The sequence below is a fragment of the Streptomyces sp. Mut1 genome, from assembly GCF_030719295.1.
Classification (GTDB): domain Bacteria; phylum Actinomycetota; class Actinomycetes; order Streptomycetales; family Streptomycetaceae; genus Streptomyces; species Streptomyces castrisilvae.
In genome coordinates this window covers 4,572,162-4,587,481 of record NZ_CP120997.1, presented here as the reverse complement: position 1 = coordinate 4,587,481, position 15,320 = coordinate 4,572,162, and the positions used below count along the sequence as shown (strand labels likewise).

General features: G+C 73.1%; 13 protein-coding genes. 6 read left to right on the top strand and 7 right to left on the bottom strand.

Annotated features, from left to right (window positions below):
- From P8A18_RS19850 to P8A18_RS19830, 5 genes are all read right to left on the bottom strand, one after another.
- Positions 1-159 (bottom strand): DUF6760 family protein, encoded by a 159-nt coding sequence (locus tag P8A18_RS19850; protein WP_018553076.1) that lies wholly within the window; start codon positions 157-159, stop codon positions 1-3.
- The gene (locus P8A18_RS19845; RefSeq protein WP_018553077.1) at positions 156-650 is read right to left on the bottom strand and encodes a hypothetical protein; all 495 of its coding nucleotides are present in this window, start codon (positions 648-650) and stop codon (positions 156-158) included. The genes P8A18_RS19850 and P8A18_RS19845 overlap by 4 nt, the downstream gene beginning before the upstream one ends.
- Complete coding sequence (locus P8A18_RS19840) at positions 647-1,087, bottom strand: phage tail protein (protein ID WP_018553078.1); 441 nt, start codon at positions 1,085-1,087, stop codon at positions 647-649. The genes P8A18_RS19845 and P8A18_RS19840 overlap by 4 nt, the downstream gene beginning before the upstream one ends.
- Positions 1,088-1,144: 57 nt before the next feature.
- Complete coding sequence (locus P8A18_RS19835; RefSeq protein WP_306056266.1) at positions 1,145-2,671, bottom strand: phage tail sheath family protein; 1,527 nt, start codon at positions 2,669-2,671, stop codon at positions 1,145-1,147.
- Between the two features lie 521 nt (positions 2,672-3,192).
- Entirely contained in the window at positions 3,193-4,500 is a 1,308-nt protein-coding gene (locus P8A18_RS19830; RefSeq protein ID WP_306061022.1) for a COG1470 family protein, read from the bottom strand.
- 227 nt (positions 4,501-4,727) lie between these two features.
- Between P8A18_RS19830 and P8A18_RS19825 the strand changes: the two genes are divergently transcribed.
- From P8A18_RS19825 to P8A18_RS19805, 5 genes are all read left to right on the top strand, one after another.
- Complete coding sequence (locus tag P8A18_RS19825) at positions 4,728-5,450, top strand: helix-turn-helix transcriptional regulator (protein WP_306056264.1); 723 nt, start codon at positions 4,728-4,730, stop codon at positions 5,448-5,450.
- A 317-nt stretch (positions 5,451-5,767) separates the two neighbouring features.
- Positions 5,768-8,923, top strand: coding sequence for a hypothetical protein (locus P8A18_RS19820; RefSeq protein WP_306061019.1), 3,156 nt, complete (start codon positions 5,768-5,770; stop codon positions 8,921-8,923).
- Complete coding sequence (locus tag P8A18_RS19815; RefSeq protein WP_306056262.1) at positions 8,920-9,627, top strand: Pvc16 family protein; 708 nt, start codon at positions 8,920-8,922, stop codon at positions 9,625-9,627. Before P8A18_RS19820 ends, P8A18_RS19815 begins: the two co-directional genes overlap by 4 nt.
- The gene (locus P8A18_RS19810; RefSeq protein WP_371933696.1) at positions 9,624-11,756 is read left to right on the top strand and encodes an ATP-binding protein; all 2,133 of its coding nucleotides are present in this window, start codon (positions 9,624-9,626) and stop codon (positions 11,754-11,756) included. The genes P8A18_RS19815 and P8A18_RS19810 overlap by 4 nt, the downstream gene beginning before the upstream one ends.
- A gap of 43 nt (positions 11,757-11,799) precedes the next feature.
- Entirely contained in the window at positions 11,800-12,390 is a 591-nt protein-coding gene (locus P8A18_RS19805) for a DUF1707 SHOCT-like domain-containing protein (RefSeq protein ID WP_306056260.1), read from the top strand.
- Positions 12,391-12,400: 10 nt separating this feature from the next.
- Here the strand turns inward: P8A18_RS19805 and P8A18_RS19800 are convergent, their stop codons facing one another.
- Both P8A18_RS19800 and P8A18_RS19795 read right to left on the bottom strand, forming a co-directional pair.
- The gene (locus tag P8A18_RS19800; RefSeq protein ID WP_306056258.1) at positions 12,401-13,183 is read right to left on the bottom strand and encodes a thioesterase family protein; all 783 of its coding nucleotides are present in this window, start codon (positions 13,181-13,183) and stop codon (positions 12,401-12,403) included.
- A 340-nt stretch (positions 13,184-13,523) separates the two neighbouring features.
- Complete coding sequence (locus P8A18_RS19795) at positions 13,524-14,168, bottom strand: TetR/AcrR family transcriptional regulator (RefSeq protein WP_306056256.1); 645 nt, start codon at positions 14,166-14,168, stop codon at positions 13,524-13,526.
- Positions 14,169-14,281: 113 nt separating this feature from the next.
- Here P8A18_RS19795 and P8A18_RS19790 point away from each other — a divergent pair, with 113 nt between their 5' ends.
- A complete protein-coding gene (locus tag P8A18_RS19790; RefSeq protein WP_306061016.1) occupies positions 14,282-15,307 on the top strand; it encodes a glycoside hydrolase family 113 protein in 1,026 nt (341 codons plus the stop codon).
- The last annotated feature ends 13 nt before the right edge of the window (positions 15,308-15,320 follow it).

The window sequence follows — 15,320 nt, the reverse complement described above, 5'->3', positions numbered from 1 at the left end:
TCACCCGCTCTCGTTGACGCGGGTGTTGATCCGCGCTATCTCCCTCACCCACTCCTGCCGCTCACCATGGGTGAGGTCGAGGATCTCCTCACGCTGCCAGTGGAAGTGGTAGGCGATGTACGCGAGCTCCTCCCGCAGCCGGGAAGGCGCGTACGTCACGATTCCCCCAGGCGTTCACCCGAGAGGTCCACCTCGAAGGAGCCGTGGCACAGCGGGCACGTCACCGCGGCGTGGGTGTGGCCCTCGCTGTTGATGCGGCGGTAGAAGTCCTGGAGGAACGCCACGTCGGTGGCGTACATCCGCTCGACCACCCCGGCGTGCACATCGGTCACCGTGCCCAGCCGGGTGATCACCTGGCTGAGCAGCACGACGCTCAGGTACGCCGGGTTCTCCTTGACCCGCAGGTCGATCTGCGGGCGCAGTTCGTCGCGGGCCGTGGCGAGCCGCATCGACCCGCTCCGGTGCACCTGGCCCTCGTCGTCCACGTAACCGCGCGGCAGCTCGAAGTCGAACTCCGTACGCAGGTCGGAGCGGTCCGGCTCGCGGGCGGGAGGCGGCGCGGGGGCGGCCTCCCGCTGCGTGGGCGCGGCGGCGGCGAGGTTGTCGAGGACCTCTTCGAGCCCGCCGCCTGAAACGGTCCTGCGCCTCATTCGACCACGATCTCCTCGAAGGTGATGGTGACCGACTCCGTCGCCGCGCTGGACTCGCCGGCCTTCAGGGAGGGGCCCTCCCACTTGCTGGCCCAGCCCTGCATCAGCTGGATGCGGCGGACGGTGTCACCCTTCGAGTCCTTGATCTCGATGGTGAGGTTCTGACGCGCGGTGTCGACGGCACCGTTGTTCAGCGTCTCCTTGATCCACTTGGTGAACTCGCTGCTCTTGTCGAGCCCGCGGGTGATCGTCACCTCGCCGGCCTGGCGCGCGCCGGGCTGCTTGCGGATGATCTGCTTGCCCTCGGCGGTCACCTGCCGGACCTCGACTACTTCTTCCTCGACGGTCAGACCGCTGATCTCCTGGATCGACTCCACGAGATAGCCGCCGAGCTGCACGCCGAAGACGTGGGTGGAAAGAGCGTCGCCCTCTGCCATGACTGTGTGTCACCTGTTCCGTTCGTTGCCTGCTGGGTCACTCCGGGACGAGGACGGTCACTCGTCCACGAGGCTGGTGCTGTCGGAGAACTGCGAGAGGCGGAAGACGACGAACTCCGCGGGCTTCACCGGGGAGACGCCGATCTCGCAGACGACCTGGCCGAGGTCGATGGACTCCTGCGGGTTGTTGTCCCGGTCGCACTTGACGTAGAAGGCTTCCTCCGCCGTGCGGCCGAAGAGCGCGCCCCGGCGCCACTCCTCGGTGAGGAAGGCGGTGACGTTGCGCCGGATACTCGACCAGAGACGGTCGTCGTTCGGCTCGAAGACCACCCACTGGGTGCCCAGGAGGATGGACTCCTCCAGGTAGTTGAAGAGGCGGCGCACGTTGAGGTAGCGCCAGGCCGGATCGGAGGAGAGCGTCCGCGCGCCCCAGATCCGGATGCCCCGGCCCGGGAAGGCGCGTACGCAGTTGACGCCGATCGGGTTGAGCAGGTCCTGCTCGCCCCGGCTCAGCCGCAGTTCGAGGTCGAGCGCGCCCCGGATGACCTCGTTGGCGGGGGCCTTGTGCACGCCGCGCTCGCCGTCGCTGCGCGCCCAGACACCGGAGACGTGGCCGCTCGGCGGCATCAGCGTCTGCTGCCCGCTCGCCGGGTCGAGGACCTTGAGCCAGGGGTAGTAGACCGTCGCGTAACGGGAGTCGTATCCGGCGTCGTCGTTGCGCCAGGTGCGTACGCGCTGGGCGTTCATCCCGGGCGGGGTGTCCAGGACGGCGACCCGGTCGCCCATCTGCTCGCAGTGCGCGATCACGGCCAGCTGTACGGCCCTGACGCCCTCGTCGTCGATGTCGCCGCGCTTGTGGGCGCTCATCAGGTCCGGGACGGCGACCATGGTGATCTCGTCGATCGCCTCCAGGGCCGCGATGCCCGTACGCGCCGACGCGTCGCCCACGAACTCGACCGGCCCGGTCCCGGCCGGGCCGGCGTTCTCCGGGGCGGCGGGCGCGAGGGTGAGGCTCTGCTTCTCGGGGCGGGTCTGGGCGGTGCCGGGCTGCTCGGTGACCTCGATGAGCTTGGACTGGCGGGCCTGGGTGACCAGGTAGCCCTTGACGTTCTTGCGGACGGAGGTGTCGAACGTCTCGGCCACCTTGCCGCCCTGACGCACCAGCAGCCGGAAGCGGTCCTCCGGGGGGTTCTCGCCCTCGGCGTCGGTGACCTCGATGGAGAGGCCGTCACCGGCACCCGGCCGGGCGGAGACCAGGAAGCCGCCGATGGCGACGGACGGGGCCGCCGCGGGCGCCGATCCCTGGGGCGCGTCCTCGGAGGGGCCGCCGACGCGCACGATGTACGCGGCGCCGCCGCCGTTGCTGAAGTAGCCGTGGACGGCGAGCGTCAGATACGTGTCCGGGGTGAAGGTGCCGAACGCCGAAACGTACTGGTCCCAGCTGGTCACCAGCGTCGGCCGGTGGAAGGGGCCCTTCTCCGCGAAGCCGACGAAGGCTGCGACCGCGGTGCCGACTCCTTCGATGGGCCGCGCTCCGGACTGCACCTCCTCCACGTATACACCTGGGGTGAGGTACGACGGCATGCTCGCTCCTTCGGCTGGTCAGTCGTTCGCCTGCTCAGTTGCTCAGTCTTGCTCCGGGGCGTGCGCGGGCAGTAGGCCTCAAAGTCCTGGCCGGGGGGCAGGGCCACTGCACTTTCCGGGCCGCCGGGCGCCGGCCGGGCCGCCCCGGCGGACGTGGGACCGCCGGACCGCCCGGATCCCGCCGGGCGTCCGATCGATTCCAGCCAGAAGGGCGGGTGTCGGGTGTGACGAAACCAACGGATTCCGATGTCCGCTCCGGCGCACTGGAAAGTCGTGGTCCACACCCATGTGCGCGGGCGTCCGCCGTTCACGCCGTGCATTACAAGCGGAATTGACCGGTAATCAGGGCGAGAGGCCGGGTATTCACCAGTCGGCGGGTACCTCTCCGATTTCCGGGTCCAGTGCGCCCGGGTGTGCGAAACGCCACACCCGGGTGAACGCCCAGGTCACGTCACCGCAGGTCGGAAACCCGCCTGTTCACGTCAATGGAACAGACGGGCATGAATCCGGGGCTATCGTTCCTATCGTGCGAGGTCGCTCAACCGACCACTGACATTGAGTACCTGATGGCACTTCGAGGCCTGCGTTCCGGTTGCCGGAGTCCCAGGCTTGGAACACGTCACGGAAACGGTGATCGCATCCTTCTCCAGTACCTGAATGGGGGTGACCCAGTGATAGTCCTGGTTCCTGAACGTCTCCAGCGCAATGGTGGTGATCTTCCGCTTCCCGAAGGAGATCGTCAGCACCCCTTCGTCGCCCTGGAAATTCGCCACGACGATGTCGGTGACACCGAATGTCTTTCCGTCCTCGACGACGTGGGTCCCGATCCCCTGTTCCCCGGCACGCGTCTGCACGTCGATGGTCTCGGAGCTCTGGGCGCCGTCGCCCCCGCCACCGCCCCCGGTCGAACCGGAGCCACCGCCCGTACCGGCACCGCCGCTCCCGTCCGCCCCGGACGTGGTGCCCTGACCCTTCGCCTCCCCCTGGCCCTTGCCGTCATCCGTGGCGCCGCCGGTCGCCGTGCCGCCCTGGGGTTCCCGGTTCTCCTCCTGGGCCGCCTTGGTCCCCGCTTCCTTCGCGGCGCTCTGGACGGCGGGCCGCACCAGGGCGAACCACGCCAGGAGCAGCGCGATCAGGGCCGCGAGGACGATCAGCAGCCACTTCGGCAGCACCGGGAGCTGGACGAACTCGCCCGGCAGCGGCTCCGGCGGGACCTGCTGCCGCCCGTCCTCGGCGGCGGCCCCCTCCGTCTCCGGCTCCGCGGCGGCGACCTCGAACGGCCAGGTGGCCGGGGCGCCGAACCAGATCAGCTTCCGGGCCCGGACCCGCAGGCCCGCCTCGGCGGACTCGCCGGGCTCCAGCGTCCGGCGTTCCGGGGTGAAGGCGAGGCGCAGTTCCTCGCCCGCCTGCCTGCCGCCGAACACGACGTCGGTGGGAGCGTTCCCGCGGTTCTGCACCGAGGCCCGGAAGCGGGCACCCAGCCAGCCCCTGCGCCGGCCCGGCTCCAGCCTCGACCGCAGCTCGCGGAAGGGCTCGACCACCACCGTCATCTCGGGAACGGCGACCAACTCGGGGTGCTCGGCGGGCAGTACGCGTATGCCCACGGGCACCTCGCCCGCCCTGACCTCGTGGGACCTGGGCGGTGCGAACCGCACCGTCACGGTCTGGGACGTACCCGGGTAGAGGGAGACCCGCGCCGGTTCCACCGTGGTCCAGGGCGCACTGTCGCCGACCACTTCGAGGGTGTACGCCTCCACGATGTCGCCGTCGTTGCGCACGGTCAGCGTGGTCGTCGCTTCGGTGCCGGGCGACACCGTCACCGTGGGCATGTCGAGTTCGGCAGATGTGGTCACGATGCGACGTTAGGCCGCACCGCCGTCCCGGCAGCAGGGGCGGGAGGGCAACGTCCGGGCAGGGGCGGTGCCCCGGCGGCACACCCGTGCCGGGTGCCCGCACCGCACCCCCGGGCGAGGTCGCCCTGCGGGGCGCCGGGCGAGCGAGCACGGCACACCCGACGTATCGGATATCGGCGAAAGCGGCCCAGAAGGACGAGCCCATGACCACGACCACGACAGACATAACGAAGACGGGGGCTGCGGGTGGCCCCGGCCGCGTGCCCTCCGCGCCCGAGCAGCGCACGAGGAGCACACCGGCGCCGGGCCGGGTCTCGGTGGCGGTGTACGCGGAGGACCTGATCCTCCAGACCGGTGTGGTGCAACAGCTGCGCCCCCGGCCGGAGATCGAGCTGATGCCGGAGGAGGAGGCGGACAACGCCCAGGTCTCCTTAGTAGTGGTGGACATGGTGAACGAGTCCGCCGTCCAGCTCCTGCACCGCCTCCAGCGCAACACCTCCACCCGCACCGGCCTGGTCGTCGGCTACTTCGAGGCGGGTGCGCTCCAGACCCTCATCGAGTACGGGGTCTCCGCCGTGCTGCGGCGCGGGGAGGCCGACCAGGACCGTCTCGTCCACCTCGTCACGGCCATCGCGAAGGGAGAGGGCGTGCTGCCGGGCGACCTCCTCGGCAAGCTCCTCGACCATGTCAGCAGTCTGCACCGCACGGTGCTGGACCCCAGGGGTCTCTCGCTGTCCACCCTCACGGCGCGGGAGGCGGAGATGATCAGGCTGGTGTCGGAGGGCTACGGCACCGCGGAGATCGCGCAGAAGACCTCGTACTCCGAACGCACCGTCAAGAACGTGCTGCACGAGGTCGCCACCCGCCTGGACCTGCGCAACCGGGCCCACGCGGTGGGCTACGCCATGCGGCACGGGCTCATCTGACGGGCCCGCGGGGGCAACCGGAGTTGCCTCCGCGGTGTCCCGGGGCCCGTGGGAAAAGGCTGCCGGGCACCCGCGGAACGGGGCGGGGGCCCGGCGGACGGGTGCCGGGCGTCCGGGCCGGGGCACTCCCGCCGGGCGGGCAGCCGCAAAGGGCACCCGCTCTTACCCCGTCCCGGGTACTCCCGGCCCTGTCCCCGCGCCCCCCGTACGCGGGATGCTCAGCGTGGAGAACCATCGACCAGACTGTGAGGTGGACCGTGAGCGGTCCTGCTGGCCCGGCGAGGGGTGCCCGGTTGCGTCGGCTGAGCGGCGCCCTGGTGCTGCTGACACCCCTGCTGGTGGCGGGTTCCGTATCCGCTCCGCAGGATCCGCACCAGGCGGTCGCCGCGGCGGAGGCGGCCCCGGCGGACACCGGGCGCATCGTCTTCGCCGGTACGGGCCACCGCAGCCTGGGTCGGGCCGTCTCGGGGACGAAGACCGAGGACCTGTTCGACGGCGACGAGCCCGCCCACTACGACCAGGACGCCTTCGGGCGCGGTGAGGTGCTGGTCTTCACCAGCCTCCGCGACGAGGCCCGGCCGCAGGTGTACGTGCGCGGCGCGGACGGCAGCGTACTCAGGCTCACCTTCGGCATGGACGCCGCGCACCCCGAACTCTCCGTCGACGGGCGGACGGTGGTCTTCGACTCCTCCGTGGCCGGCGCGGGCGAGGGCGCCCAGCGTGACCTGTGGTCGATCGGGGTCGACGGCAACGGGCTGCGGCAGCTGACGGACACGGCCGCCGACGAGACCTCTCCGACGCTCTCCCCCGACGGCACCCGGATCGCGTACGCGAGCGACGGCGGCCCGGAGCCCGGCACCCAGATCTATGAACGGGACCTGGACGGCGGGGCGGTGACGTGCGTCAGCGACAGCACGGAGGGCGACGCGAGCGAGCCCGAGTGGAACCCGGTGGACGACGACGCCCGCCCCTTCCTCATCACGTACACACTGGCGGTCGAGCCGGTGAACGAGACGGACACCGGCTTCCGGCTGCGGGTCACCGACGGTCCGGGCAAGGTCCAGCCGGTGCTGACCGGCCTCGGCGAGGACTGGGGCACCCGGTCATCGGCCTGGCTCCCGGACGGCGTCGGTCTGCTCTTCCTCAGCCCCAACCGGGACTGCGGATGCGCCCCCTACGACCACGTGTACCGGATCCCCTCCCTCGAAGACCCGGCCCCGCAGATCCAGCTCACCGAGAACCGTGAGGTGGACGCACCCGCCGTGCTCGGAACGGGCGGCGGCACCTGGACGACGGTCGTCACCCGCCGCACCACCGAGGACGGCGAGATCGTCACGCTCCAGGACATGCGGCAGGACGGCGCGGACCCCCGGGACCTCAGGCTCGACGTGCTGCGCGAGGACCCGGCGGCCAAGGACAACGAGAGCGACGATCCCGCCCTGGACCCGCTGTTCCACCCCGGACCGGGCTACGACCCCTGGACCGAGCGGCAGACGTACACACCCGACGGACAGAAGATCGCCGTCACCCGCTTCGTGGGCGACGAGGGCGAACGGGTCCAGCAGATCTGGCTGACCGACACCGAAGGGCAGAACAAGAAGCTGCTGGACCTGGAGGGGCGGGCCCCGAAGGAGCGGGACACCGACCCCGCGTTCTCCCCGGACGGCACCCGGCTGGCCTTCACCCGGTCCACCCCCGGCGAGGGCGAGAACCCGACGTGGACGAGCCGGGTACTCGTCGCCGACGCCGACACCGGGAAGATCACCGGCGAGGTGGTCCCGCCCGATGGCGAGGAGGCCGGCGGCGACGCCCAGCCGGCGTGGTCGGCCGACGGCACCATGCTCGCCTTCACCCGCAACGAGGTGATCCGGGACCTCGGCGGCATCAAGCACGTCTGGACGGCCCGGGCGGACGAGCTCGGACAGCAGGACGACCTCAGCGTCCACGGCTGCCCCGGCGAGTGCAAGGTGATCGACGACAGCCCCGCGTTCTCCCCCGATGGCGCGTCCGTCGCCTTCAACCGCAAGGACCGCGCCGACCAGATCAACCAGCGGGCGAGCGTCGTCGTCATCTCGCCGGACGGCGGGGACTGCCGGGTCGTCCTGCCCACCGACCGCCGCGACGACCCCGACGCCTGCGGCAAGGAGATCCCGGACGTCGAACTGACCGGCCCCTACCAGCCGCGTGACGTGGCCTGGTCCTCGGACGCCGGGCGGCTGGTGTTCAGCCACCGCCGGGACAGGGCGCCCAGCTCCCCCGAGCAGCTGTCCGAACTCGACCTCGCCACCGGCACCGTGACCCCGCTGACCGCGCGGCTGCGGGGCCGGCAGAAGGAGCCCGCCTACCAGCAGCAGGTGGACCTGGCGGTGACCGCACCGCCCACCGTGCCCCCGGTGGACACCGGCTCGTCGGTGACGGTGACCGTCACCGTCACCAATCACGGCCCGGCCCCCTCGCCCGGCACCACCTTCGTCGCCGACGTCCCGCAGGGCGTGCGCCTGGAGGAGCTGACCAGCACCGCCGGCACCTGCGCCGCCGGATCGCCGAGCTGTGAGCTGGGCGTCCTCAAGCCCGGCGACGAGGTCCAGGTCACCGCGCGGCTGACGGGTGTCACGACCGGGCCCTGGCAGCTGGGCTGGTCGGTCACCGGTTCGGTGACCGACCCGAACCCCACGGACAACGCGACCGGGACCGACATCCGGGTCCGCGAGATCCCCCAGCTCCCGGACCCGCCCGCGTCCCCCGTCCCCACCCCGCCCCACACCCTCCCGCCGCCGGCCTCGCAGCCGCCCGCCCAGCCGCCGGCTCCGCTGCCGCCCGCACCCGAGGCGGGCCCCGGGGTCGTCGTACGGGCGCAGCCCAGCCCCGGATACGTGGGCGGCCGGGTCGTGGTGACGTACACCGTGCGCAACGGGAAGAACGCCCTGGCCACCGGTCTGCGGCTGCGGCTCGGGCTGCCCGCCCGGGTCCCCGTGAAGACGCTGCCGGCCGGCTGCACCGCCGCCGGTTCGTGCACGCTCCCCGATCTGGCGCCCGGCGCGTCCTCGGTGCTGCGGGTGGTCCTCGCCCCCGACCGCGCGCTGCGGACCACCATCACCGGGACGCTGACGACGAGCGGCACCGACGCGGACCTGGGTGACAACGTCTCCCGCGCTCCGCTGCGCATCCTCCAGCCGCGCATCGTCTCGGTGCCGGAGGTCGGCAAGCCCGGGTTCGTCACCTCGGTGCGGGGGAAGGACTTCCCGCCCGGCGTGCCGGTGAAGCTCACCTGGAAGCCCGGGATCACGGCGACCGCGCCGCCCACCCGGCCGGGCGGCGACGGCACGTTCATCGCCCAGCTCCTCATCCTGGTGAAGGACCAGACGGGGCCGCGCACCATCACCGCGTCCGGGCCCGGCTTCTCCCCGGTCTCCACGGACTTCCTGGTGGTCAGCGGCAACATCGTGCCGCCGGACGAGGTGGGCCGCCGGTGATCCACGAAGTGGACGAGGGGCTGCGGCTGTTGCTGGTCGACGCCGGTCTCCAGGACAGCGGGGTCGAGCTGGTCTTCGACGCCCCGACGAAGGACTGGTCCGCGCGCCGCAACGCCCCCACGGTGAGCGTCTTCCTCTACGGCATCCGCGAGGACGCGACCCGTCGCCGTACCGGCACCGCCGAGGAGTACGACGACGAGGGCGTGATCACGGGGCGGCGCACGCCGCCGCGCTGGTTCGAGCTGACCTATCTGGTGACCGCGTGGACCAACCGCCCGCAGGACGAACACCGGCTGCTCTCCGAGGTGTTGCGCTGCCTGATCCGCACGAGCGTGCTGCCGGTGCGGATGCTCACGGGCAGCCTCGCCGAGCTCGGTCTCACCGTGGAGATGGAGGCGGCGTCGGCCGGTACGGGCGACCGGCCGTCCACCGTGGACGTGTGGTCGGCGCTGGGCGGCGAGCTGAAGGCGGCGATCGACCTGCGGGTGTGGGCGCCGCTGGCCGGCGACGTGGAGGTGGCCGGGCCGCCGGTCACCGAAGGGCTGCTGGTCCAGACGGTCCCCGCCCGGGACGGCGAGGCGACGGAACCGGGGCGGCGGCTGCGCTACGAGGGCGCGTCGGACCCGGCGGGGAAGGGTTTCGCGGCCGAGCGTGAGCGGCGGCTGCCGCCGGGCCGGCGCAGGCGTGGAGGTACGGCCAGGTGACCACCGCGCATCAGGCGCCGCCCGGCCTCCAGGAGCCGGACGGCGCCTCGCCGCCGCCCGTCGCCGACCTCTGGGAACGGCTGGGCCGCGTCGAGCAGCGGGTACGGCTCGCGGTCGCGCTGCGCCGGGAGACCGACCCGGAGCCGGACGACCCGTACCGGGGCCAGTACCTCACCGCCGCGGCGGCCGACCGCATTCTGGAGTCCCGCGACGCGTTCCGCCCCGTCCCCGCGCACGGCGCTGGTGAGGACTCCCCGGAGCGGGGCCGGATCGCGGCGCTCGCGGAGCGCTTCGGCCTGGTCGCGCCGGACCTCGATCTCCTGCTGGTCGCGATGGCCCCGGACATCGACGCACGGTTCGAGCGGCTGTACGGCTATCTCAACGACGACCTGACCCGGCGCCGGGCGACGATCGGCCTGGCCCTCGAACTGTGCGGCCTGCCCGCCGCGGGGCCCGGCCGCTTCCGCTTCTCGCCGTCGGCCCCGCTCGTCGCGGCCGGCCTGGTGGAGGTGACGGAGGCCGAACGCCCGCTGCTCTCGCGGGTCCTGCGGGTACCGGACCGGATCACCGCCCATCTGCTCGGCGACGACGGGGTGGACGGCAGGCTGCACGGCCTGGTCCGGGCGGCCCGGCCGCCGCGGGAGCGCCCGGAGCCCTGCGAGGCCACCCTGCGGATCGCGGCGGCGGCGGGCACCGGCAGCGGCCTCGTGCATCTGCTGGACCGCGGCGGTGACCCCGGCGGCCTCGCGGCCGACGCGCTCGTCACGGCCGGGCTGCACCCGCTGGTGGTGGACGCGGCCGGGCTGGCCGCCGCCCCGGAACCGGCAACAGCCGTGCGGCTCCTGGCGACCGAGGCGCGGCTGAGCGGCGGCGGTCTCGTCGTCGGCCCGCTGGAGACGCTCGCCCCCGAGCAGCCCAAGGGCGCCGCCCTGGTCGGCGCGCTCTGCGCGGCGGTCGGCGGCGGCTCGCCCCTGATCCTGTACGGCAAGAAGAACTGGGACCCGCTGTGGGCCGGTGACAGCCCGGTGGCGGTCCCCGTCCCGTCGCCGGACCCGTCGGACGCGGCACGGCGGTGGCGGCACGCGCTCACCGGGGCCGGTGCCCGGACCGGGCTCGCCGCCGGTACCGCGACGGCCGACGCGGATCTCGCCGACGCCACCCGCGCCTACCGGCTGGACTCGGGCCAGATCCGCCGCGCCGCCGCCGTCGCCTCCCGGCTGGCCGCGCTGGAGGGCCGCCCGGTGGTGGCCGGGGACCTGCGGACCGCCGTCCGGGCCCAGAACGGGGCGGGGCTCGCCCGGCTCGCCCGCCGTATCGAGCCCGCCGTCGGCTGGGACGACCTCGTGCTGCCCCCGTCGACCCGCCGCCAGCTCTCCGACCTGGCCCTGCGCGCCCGCCACCGGGAGCAGGTGCTCGGGCAGTGGCGGATGCGGCCGGGCGGGGGCCGGGGGCGGGGCATCGTCGCGCTGTTCGCCGGGGAGTCCGGGACGGGCAAGACCATGTCCGCGGAGGTCGTCGCTGCCGACCTGGGCATGGAGCTGTACGTCGTGGACCTGTCGTCCGTGGTGGACAAGTACGTCGGCGAGACCGAGAAGAACCTGGAGCGGATCTTCGCCGAGGCGTCCGATGTCAACGCGGTGCTGCTGTTCGACGAGGCGGACGCCGTCTTCGGGAAGCGCTCGCAGGTCAAGGACGCGCAGGACCGGCACGCCAACGTGGAGTCGGCCTATCTCCTCCAGCGCGTCGAGTCCTTCGACGGCATCGCCGTGCTCACCACCAACCTGCGGGCCAACCTGGACGAGGCGTTCACCCGCCGGCTCGACGTGGTCGCCGACTTCCCCGTACCGGACGCGCAGCAGCGGCTGGCCCTGTGGGAACGCTGCCTGGGCACGGAGGTCCCCCGCGACCCCGGCCTCGACCTGCCGACCTGTGCGGAGCGCTTCGAGCTGACGGGCGGCTCCATCCGCGCCTGCGCGGTCACCGCCGCGTACCAGGCGGCGGAGTCGGGCCGCCCGCTGGACACGGAGCAGCTGGTCGCGGCCGTCCTCGCGGAGTACCGCAAGCTCGGACGGCTGGTCCTGGACAGCGAGTTCGGCCCGTGGCTGGAGCGGGCCCGGCGCCGGGACTGACCGGACCGGAGCGCGAGGTCCCGGACTCCGTATCATCAGGTGCATGACTGCCGAGCCCTCGCGATCCGCCGCCCGTATGCGGGCCTCCGACGCCGACCGCGAAGCGGTGGTGGAGCAACTGCGGGAGGCGGCGGCGGAGGGGCGCATCGACCTGGACGAGCTGGACGTCCGGCTGAATCTGGCCCTCACGGCGAAGACGTACGGCGATCTCGCCCCGCTCACCGACGACCTGGTCCCGGTCGTGGCGGACACGGGCGAGCCGCTGACCCTGCGGGGCGGCATGCACGGGGTGAAGCGGGAGGGTGCCTGGAAGGTGCCGCCACTCATCGTCGTGCAGGCGGGCATGGGCGGCGCCCGTCTCGACTTCAGCCAGGCCGAGTGCCGGCTGCGCGAGGTCGAACTGGAGGTGGACGCGCAGATGGGCGGGGTGCGGATCGTGGTGCCGGAGGGCTGGGCCGTGGACACGGACGCGCTGGACCTCGGGCTCGGCGGTCTGAGGGACCGGACCTCGGGCGCGCGGACGCCGGGTGCGCCGCTGCTGAGGTTCACGGGCACCTGCGGCATGGGCGGCGTCCGCCTGCGCAACCCCGGCTTCCGCGCCCGCCGCAAGCAGCGCAAGGAGCTGGGGCGCTGAGGCGCCGCCTCTACAGGGGGCGGACGGTGAGGATCTGTTCCGCCCGGCCGACGGGGCCGTTGACGTCGTGCAGGACGGTGCTGGTGAGGCCCTGACCTGTGGGGCCGAAGACGACCGTGGTGTCGAGGCCGGTCCAGGGGCCCTCGGGCTGCCGGTGCAGGTGGATCGTCAGGTCGACGTTGGGGAACATCCACTCGGTGGGCTGCTCGCGTACGGCGATGCCGTTGGCGGTGTCGACGAGCGCGACGTACGAGGCCAGCGGGCCCGCCGTCTCGCCCGCGACGAGGTCCAGCGGTGTGGAGATCCAGGCGGTCGTGCGGCCCGGCAGCGGCGGCGCGAGCGGGCGGACGTCGAGGGACGCGATGAAGCCGCCGGGCCAGAGGTCGGCCATCGGCCAGGGCGCGAGTGCCTCCGGCGGGGTGAGCCGCTCGGCCTCGCCGTCGGCGACGGCGGTGGTGTCGACGGGCGCGAGCGACCAGGCCCTGGCCCGTACGACGGGGCGGCCGGCGATGAGGGCGACGGCCTCCACGAGTTCGATGGTGCGGCCGGGCCGGACGGTCTCGACCCGGATCTCGCACTCGTCCAGGGCGAGCCGGCCGAGGATGTCGAAGCCGACCCGCGACAGCAGCAGGCGCTCGCCCGGCCGCTCTTCGAGGTGGCGCTCGATGGCGTGGACGAGGAGGCCGCCGAGCGGGCTGAAGTGCACCTCGTCCGTGCTCCACGCACCGCTGGCGTGGGCGGTGGGCTTGTAGTGGTGCGCGTCGATGCGCTCGTAGTAGCTGCCGGTGTTCAACGGATGCTTCCCTCGCGGCCGTGCGGATCAGGGAATCACAGCGTGCCACCGCGGGTGTCCCGGCCGGTGACCGGGTGCCTCTCCTTGGCGGCGCACGGCGGACCGGGGGCCGTGCGACGCCGTTGATGTGCGATCCGCCGTCGGTCGGCGCCGCCCCACTCCCGTACGGCGGTGGCGCCCCTCTCCGGCACCCGCGCCTTGTCGCCGACGCCGGTGCGTACGAAGAGGCCGCCGGTCTCCTCGGCTCTCCTCGCGCTCGGCCGGACGAGCCCTCGTCCAAGCCGTCGCACGGGAGCCGCGCGCGGGCCGTCCCGGTGGCCGGGGCCCGGGGCGGTCCGCCTCAGCGCCGTTGCCGCGCTTCCTCCTCCGCCGCGTCCAGCGCGGGGGCGAGTGCGGCGAGCGCGGCCCGGAGCAGGTCGGGCAGGGAGCCCGACGGCACGACGAGGCCGTCGGTGGCGGCGGGTACGGCCGGGGCCGGCCGCAGCCAGTCCTGGAGCGCGATCCGGACCGCGGCGGCCGCGCTCGCCGCGAGGACCCGGGCGACGGGGGTGCCGGTGTCCCCGAGGCGGCGGCCGATCGCGGCGGCCAGGGGCGGTTCGACGGCGGCGGACGCGTCGAGGAACGCCGCCCGCAGCCCGGGGCCGGCGGTGATGAGCAGCAGCGTGTCGTCGTCGCCGGGGTCCGTGTACTGCTCCAGGATCGCCCGGGTCACGGCGTCGGCCAGCGGGGCCGTGGCGGGCACGGCGGCCAGCGTCGCGGCGACCCGCGCCTCCCGTGCGGCGGTGACGGCGGCGACGATCGCCTGTTCACGGCTGGAGAAGTAGTTGTTGTAGGTCCTCGGCGAGACTCCGGCGGCCTCCGCGATGTCGTCGACCCGGACGTTGTCGGGGCCGTCGCGCAGGGCCAGCCGCAGCGCCGCCTCGCGCAGGGCCACCCGGGTGGCCTGTTTCTTCTGCTCGCGCAGCCCGGCCCGTGTCGTCGTCACCCCGGCAGTATCCCGGCCTCGTTGCGCGTACGCAAACTTGCGTGACAGCAAACTTGCGCGCGCGCAAGTTCCAGGCTTACGGTGCGGGCCTCCTACAGAAGGGCGGGACCGCCATGCGGGCCAAGGGCATCTGCTACGACGCCGGCTTCCTCCGCGGTGGTGCGTACTCCCGGGCGCACTTCGATTCCGAGCTGGTCAGGAGGGAGCTGACGATCATCCGCGACGATCTCCACTGCACCGCCGTGCACCTCACCGGCGGTGATCCGGAGCGACTGGAGCTCGCCGCCCGCCATGCCGCGGACCTGGGCCTTGAGGTCTGGTTCTCGCCGTACCCGCTGGAACTGACGGCCGACGGGATCCTGGCGCTGTTCGCCGACTGCGCGGAGCGGGCCGAGCGGCTGCGGGCGGGCGGGGCGGAGGTCGTCTTCGTCGCGGGCGTCGAGCTGAGCATCATGAACCACGGCTTCCTGGAGGGCGCCGACGCCGAGGAGCGGGTACGGCTGCTGCTGGGCGACCCGGACCGGCGCCCGGAGCGGATGGCGGCGGCCCGCGACCGCCTCGACGCGTTCCTCCGCGAGGCCGTGGACGTGGTCCGGGCCCGGTTCCGGGGGAAGGTCACCTATGCGGCCATCCCCTTCGAGGGCGTGGACTGGGACCTGTTCGACTTCAGGACCTTCGAGCTGATCCGGTCCGCCGAGGTGGCCGGCGCGTTCCGGGAGGGGGTGCGCGGCCTCACGGCCCGGCCGGGGCCGGTCGCCGTCACCGGCTTCGGGACCGCGACCTGGCGCGGCTCGGCCGATGTCGCGCCGCGCAGCATGGAGATCGTCGAGACGGACCCGGTCACGGGCGCTCCGCTCCGGCTGAACGGTGTGTACGAGCGGGACGAGGCCGGTCAGGCCGCGTACGTGAGGGAACTGCTGGAGATCTTCGACAGCGAGGGCGTCGACAGCACCTTCGTGTTCCTCTTCGCGCTGCACAGCCACCCGCACCGCCCGGACGGCGATCCCCGCGACGACCTGGATCTCGCCTCCCTCGGCCTCGTCAAGGTCTACGAGGACCGCGACGGCACCACGTATCCCGGACTGCCCTGGGAGCCGAAGGCCGCCTTCGCGGCGGTGGCCGACCACTACCGGCCCTGACCCGGGGCACCCC